Origin of the sequence: uncultured Ellagibacter sp. (assembly GCF_934636505.1) — a bacterium.
In the GTDB taxonomy this organism is placed as follows: Bacteria; Actinomycetota; Coriobacteriia; order Coriobacteriales; family Eggerthellaceae; genus Ellagibacter.
On record NZ_CAKUAL010000105.1, the window covers coordinates 1 to 4,122 of the forward strand.

Annotated in this window: 3 protein-coding genes; 2 read left to right on the forward strand and 1 reads right to left on the reverse strand. The window is 61.2% G+C overall.

Features of this window, described 5'->3' with window-relative positions; genetic code table 11:
* Positions 1 to 236: hypothetical protein (locus Q0G18_RS08990; protein WP_297152236.1), on the reverse strand; the 236-nt coding region annotated here is incomplete at its 3' end.
* Positions 237 to 438: 202 nt separating this feature from the next.
* Between Q0G18_RS08990 and Q0G18_RS08995 the strand changes: the two genes are divergently transcribed.
* Both Q0G18_RS08995 and Q0G18_RS09000 read left to right on the forward strand, forming a co-directional pair.
* Entirely contained in the window at positions 439 to 2,670 is a 2,232-nt protein-coding gene (locus tag Q0G18_RS08995) for a molybdopterin-dependent oxidoreductase (protein WP_297152239.1), read from the forward strand.
* 869 nt (positions 2,671 to 3,539) lie between these two features.
* Positions 3,540 to 4,122: nucleoid-associated protein (locus tag Q0G18_RS09000; RefSeq protein WP_297152241.1), on the forward strand; the 583-nt coding region annotated here is incomplete at its 3' end.

The window sequence follows — 4,122 nt, forward strand, 5'->3', positions numbered from 1 at the left end:
AAGCCGATCGTGGCGAGCACGCACGCAGCGGACGTTTGCATCACCGGTTTTCTCTTGCCCTTGCCATCCGTTGAATCGAGAAACGAAAGCGCGCCGGACGCGGCGAGCTTGCTGCCGGGTGAGGTGCCGGACGCGGCGCTGGGCGAGCCGCTCCCGCTTTTGGACGCGGTGTCGGACGCGACGTTGGGTGTACCAAATTCGCCGCTGGACGCGGCACCAGAATTATCCACTCCCATGGAATCCCCCGTTACAAGCATGAATCACTATGCGAAGGTGACGGCATTTCCCCAGTTCAGCGGGAATCACCTTCTCGATGTGATTCATTCTTTCCCCCTGCAACCCATCATAGCAGCATCGCCGAGACATCGAGAGGCAATTTCAAGATGCGGCGAAACATCGGTCGCCAAGACGGCGGCGAAAAAACGAGAGGAGAAAGACATGGCTGAGGTCGAGAGGGAAGTCAAGAGAGCATCGTGTTTTCTGTGCCATCTGAATTGCGGAGTTCTCTGCACGAAGGAAAACGGCCGAGTCGTGAAGATCGAGGGAGATCCGGACAACCCGCACAACGAGGGATATGTGTGCTCCCGACTCGAGCATGACCGCTGGAAGGATTTCGAGTACAACCCCAACCGCTTGAAGAGGCCCCTCAAGCGCGTCGGCGAGCGCGGAAGCGGCCAGTGGGAAGAGATCACCTGGGACCAGGCCTTCGACGAGATGGCTGAGCGCCTTGCCGATCTTCGCGACAAGTACGGAGCCGAGACCCTGTGCTTCCTCGAGGGAACGTACCGCACGCAGTCCAACCTGCACTACAAGTTCACCAACCTGTTCGGCACGCCGAACACCGGCGGCAACGGCACCATCTGCTACAGCTCCGACATGTGGCTCGAGCCGTGCACCTACGGCGGCTTCTGCTCCGATAAGTCGGACTGGAAGCGCGCTGACCTCGTCGTTTTATGGGGCCGCAACCCTGCTGCGTCCGAGCTTCTGAACTGGCAGTGGACCCTGCGCAACATGCAGGAGCGCGGCGCGAAGCTCATCGTCATCGACCCCCGTTTCTGCGAGGTCGCCCAGAAGGCCGACCTCTTCCTGCAGATCCGCCCCGGCACCGATGCGGCACTCGCCCTCGGCATGATCAACGTGATCATCGAGGAGGACCTCTACGACCATGAGTTCGTCGAGGAATGGTGTTACGGCTTTGACCAGCTGAAAGAGCGCGCGGCGGAATACCCCGTCGAGAAGGTCGCGGAAATCACCTGGATTCCCGCCGACAAGATCCGCCAGGCGGCTCGCATGTACGCGACGACCAAGCCCGCCTGCCTGCCTTGGGGCGAGAAGGGCGGCGACGGCTGCGGCCTCAACGCCTCGAGCGCGATTCAGGGCAAGGCCATCCTGCGCGCCATCACGGGCAACATCGACAAGGTCGGCGGCGACCAGCTGACCATGCCGGGCGACCGCGGCAACACCGAGGACATGAACTTCTCCCACGACGCCCTCTCCCAAGAGCAACGCGACAAGATGGTCGGCAACGACATGTACCCGGGCCTCACCTTCAAGGGCTGGGACATCATCTCGAAGGCCTACCCGCGCTTCTATCCCTACAGCAACGCGCCGACGATGTTCCGCCAGATGATCAGCGGCGACCCCTACCCCATCAAGGCATGCATCGTGCAGGCGGACAACCCGATGCTCGCGTTCAGCAACACGAAGCTCGTGCATGAAGCGCTGAAGAGCCTTGATTTGCTCATCGTGCACGATTACTTCATGACGCCGACGGCGGCGCTGGCCGACTACGTGCTGCCCGCGGCGACGTGGCTCGAGCGCTGCAGCATCGGCTACCCGACCATGGACGTCGAGCAGGTGAGCATGGCTGGCAGCATGCCCGTCCTCGAGCGCTTCGAAGGCGGCACCGACATCGACTTCCGCGACGACTACGAGTTCTGGTACGGGCTTTCCGAGCGTCTGGGCTTCGCCGACAAGTGGTGGGGTCCGAAGTACGAGGACATGATGAACGACCAGGTGGCGCCCTTCGGCATGAAGTTCCGCGACTTCTGCGAGAAGGTGAAGTACCTGAAGGTTCCCAACGTGCCGGAGAAGTACAAGGAGCCGGGCTTCAAGTTCCTCACCCCGACGGGCAAGGTGGAGCTGTACTCGACGGTCATCGAGAAGCTCGCGAAGGAGACGGGCCGCAACTTCGACCCGCTGCCGAGCTTCACGTTCCCGCCGAACTTCCCCGAAGCGGACCCGGAGTACGCCAAGGAGTACCCGCTCTGCATGATCACAGGTGCCAGGTTCATGCCCTTCTACCACACCGAGCATCGTCAGCCAGGTGCATATCGCAACCTGCATCCGGACCCGATCTTCGATATCCACCCCGACACCGCCATCTCGCTTGACATCGCACCGGGCGATTGGTGCTGGATCGAGACGCACAAGGGCCGCATCAAGCAGCGCGCCCGCACCACGACGACGGTCGATCCGCGAGTGATCAGCGTGCAGCACGACTGGTGGTTCCCCGAGGAGCCCGAAGCCGAGCCGTCGCTGTTCGGCGTGTTCAAGTCGAACGTGAACGTGATTCTGGACGACGACGCGAAGTACCTCGACCCGCTGATGGGATCCTGGCCGCTCACGGGCGCGAGCGCCAAGGTCTACAAGTGCGAAGAGCAAGACTAATAAGGATTGATGAGCCATGTGTTTCAGACCAGCATCAACGACGATGGGCGCGCGGATTTGCATGAAGTGCCACTATGTGTGCGATGACGTGAGCGCCGAGAAATGCCCGCAGTGCGGGGAGCCCTTCGAGGCTCCCGCAGCCGGGGCGCCGACAGCGGGCGGGGCGCCCGGGGCTCCTGGGGCGCCGAGTGCTCCCGGTGCGCCTAGCGTGCCTAGTGCGCCTCCGCAAGCGGAGTAAGGCTGAGAAAGGATTCGGGTCGCCGCCTCTAAAGGCGACAACCTGGCCAAGCGGCTGGGAAGAGCATCGAGCCCTTCCCAGCCGCTTTCTTTATGTTCGCGCACTGTAGCCCGAGCCGCCTCGCGCCGAGGGTGGTCCACGCCTTCCCGATGCCCGCCTTGTACAAAAATGACGATAAGTTGTGAAGGAACGATGAAGTCGACCCGATAATCAACTTTACTGTCCCAATAATGTCCTATTCGAAGCGAAATCGAACAGAGTTATTCCCCATTATTATGCGTTTTGTGGTGTCATACACAATTCCTGCGCAACTTATCGTCAATTTTGTACACGCCCTTGAACACCCCGACCTGGACCCTCCATCGCGGCGAAAATGGCTTGCGCACGCCATTTTCGCACACGCTCCGAAACGCCCAGCATCCCCCGTCGCACGCCGCCGTCTTTAGCCGCCATTTCGCGCGCTCCCAAACGCCCGACCTCCCCATCGCACCGAGACCGACTTGCGTCCGCCATTTTCGAGCGCACCTCAAATGCCAGCCCCTCCACTGCACGGCCAACGAGCGTTTGCCCGCGCGCGTTTCATGGGGTAATGTGTGTTCCCGCTATTCGTCACGAGAGGGAGCCCGATTCCATGTTCAAGATCAACCACGTCATTTTGCACGTATTCGATTTCGTCTCATGCGTGAACGTGTTTTCGCAGGAAGAGCTGGACCTTTCGGACAAGAACGTGAAATCCTACGTGCAGCGCGTCGCGAAGCATGCGCTCGGCAACATCGACAACAAGCGCGGCGAGTTCGAGGCCGAAAGCGGTTTCAAAAACGAGCTTTGCGCCTACCTGAACGGGGAAAGCAACTTTACCGACCTCTCGCTCATGATCGCCGAGTTCCTAGGAAGCGAACTTGGCCGCATGGAGCAGCCCACCTCGTGCGACCTGCTCGTCGTCGATTTCGAGGACTCGCCGCGCGCCCCGAAGCTCTCTGCGGAAGACCTCGCGGAGATGTCCGAAGAAGAAGCCGCAGCTGCCCAGGCCGAGCTCGATGCAGCGTTCGCTGGGAGAAGCACCCGCTACTTCGGACTGCTGCTTCTCGAAAGCAAGCCGGCATTCATGCACGAGGTGGGCAAGGCCGAAGACGGCGCGTCGGTGAATCGCATCGAGCGCCACCACGCCATCCTGCCGAGCCCCTCGCAGAAGATTTCCTCGTTCGCCCTGGTGG

Bases quoted from the DNA above. Each gene is read 5' to 3' on its own strand.
- Q0G18_RS08995 (WP_297152239.1), top strand. From the start codon at position 439: ATGGCTGAGGTCGAGAGGGAAGTCAAGAGAGCATCGTGTTTTCTGTGC.